Source organism: Muricoccus pecuniae, from assembly GCF_014199205.1.
Lineage (GTDB): Bacteria > Pseudomonadota > Alphaproteobacteria > Acetobacterales > Acetobacteraceae > Roseomonas > Roseomonas pecuniae.
In genome coordinates, this window is sequence record NZ_JACIJD010000080.1 from 1 (window position 1) to 1,729 (window position 1,729).

Here is a 1,729-nt window from a genome sequence, read left to right on the forward strand (position 1 = left end):
CCGCGTCGGGAGCGGCGATGTAGCCCCTGACCCCAGGTGACGCAAGAGCCTTTTTTCAGACCCGCGAAAAAACCGCGAAACCTCCGTGACAGGCCCCCCCCAACCAACCGCCAGCCAAGGAGGAGGCGGGAGTGGGCGCGGGTCGAAGGCCGCTGGTAAATCTGCGCGAGGTGCTGCTACCTCGCGCGCTCGGAGGGCGGATGGCGCATGCTACCGATCCACTTCGGGCGTAGCAAACGTGCGCTGATCGTTCCGCCGCTTCGTGCGCTGCCTGCTGTTCCGGACCATCCGCGATGTTGCCCTCGTGCTGGACTATGAGGCGGCAGGGCGGCCTTGAGCCGCAAAGCGGCTCAAGGCCCCTCGAGCGGCATGCTGGACAGCCAGACAGTGAAGACGCCCTTCGCCGAAATGTGCGGCTACGATGGCGGCGAGCGGACCGTCAGCCGCAAGCGCCACATCGCGCTGAACACAGGAGGGCGGCTGCTGATGGTCAAATCCACCACGGCCAACGCCTCGGACAGTGCTGGCGTGTAAGAGGTCCTCGCGGCGTCCGGAAATGCTGGCCGCGGCCGGAGCACCTCTTCGCCTATGCGGGCTACGATCCGACGAAGCTCATGGACAAGCCGCCTTCCTCGACCTTATCGTCGAGGTTGCCAGGTGCTACGGTCCCAACGGCTTTCACGTCCTCACCGTGATGCTGGCTCATGGAACGTGCCTCCAACTGGGTGGCTTCCTGCGTCGCGCCTTAGGTAAGGCGGGTTTTACGACGAAACCGAGCTCCGTTACGCCGATGACTAAAAGCTAAGGACAAAACCTCCTAATCTGGCGGAGGCAGATGACGGCGCAGGCGAGGGTTCTGAGGGCGAGGTGAAGGTCGGCGCGACGTTCATAGCGGACGGTCAGGCGCCGGAACCGGGCCAGCCAGGCGAAGGTGCGCTCTACCACCCACCTGTGGCGGCCCAGGCGGGTACTGCTCTCGATGCCTCGCCTGGCGATGCGCGGGGTGATACCTCGGGCGCGGCACTCACGACGGCAACGCCGGTGGTCGTAGGCCTTGTCAGCGTGGAGTTTGATTGGCCTACGGCGTGGACGACCCCGGTGCTTGGCTCTCACGCCCGGCACTGCGTCGAGCGTGGGCCTGAGCATCCGGCTGTCGTGGCACTTGGCGCCGCTCAGCGTCAGGCCAAGCGGCGTGCCCTGGGCATCCGTGACGAGGTGGCGCTTGGTGCCCGGCTTGCCGCGGTCCGTCGGGTTCGGCCCGACCTCTGCGCCCCCCTTTTGGCGGGCAGGCTGGCGCTGTCGAGCGCCGCTCGGCTCCAATCCAGAGCCCCCGCGTCCTGCAGCCGCTCCAGCAAGATCCGGTGCAGCCGCGCCCAAACCCCAGCTGCGTGCCACTCGCCCAGCCTCCGCCAGCACGTCTTGCCGCAGCAGCCCAGCTCGGTCGGCACCTCGTGCCACTGAATGCCTGTTCGTAGCACGAACAAGATGCCCGCCAGCGCCGCCCGATCGGGCGCACGCGGCCTGCCACCTCTCGGCTTCGGCCGCTCTCGCGGCAACAGCGGTTCCACCACCGCCCAGAGATCGTCAGGAACGAGGAGCGCCATCCCTCCTCAACGCCTTAGTGCAGGTTTTGTCCGTAAGCGGTGGTTTGAGGCCGTATTGTCCTGGAGCGTGCTGACGGCGAGGTAGCGTCACGGATGGTGAGGTGACGCGATGTTGGAGCGTGTGG

At 66.7% G+C, this 1,729-nt stretch carries 2 protein-coding genes; one reads left to right on the forward strand and one right to left on the reverse strand.

All coding sequences use genetic code 11. The features are described from left to right. The first annotated feature begins 369 nt into the window (after window positions 1–369). Window positions 370–534: a transposase gene (locus FHS87_RS23230; protein ID WP_184522276.1), complete on the forward strand. Its 165-nt coding sequence runs from the start codon at window positions 370–372 to the stop codon at window positions 532–534. 267 nt (window positions 535–801) lie between these two features. Here the strand turns inward: FHS87_RS23230 and FHS87_RS23235 are convergent. Beyond that, a protein-coding gene (locus FHS87_RS23235) for an IS5 family transposase (RefSeq protein WP_184522279.1) occupies window positions 802–1,604 on the reverse strand; the annotation gives its coding sequence in 2 pieces (ribosomal slippage) (window positions 802–1,274 and window positions 1,274–1,604; 804 coding nt in all). Window positions 1,605–1,729: the final 125 nt, after the last annotated feature.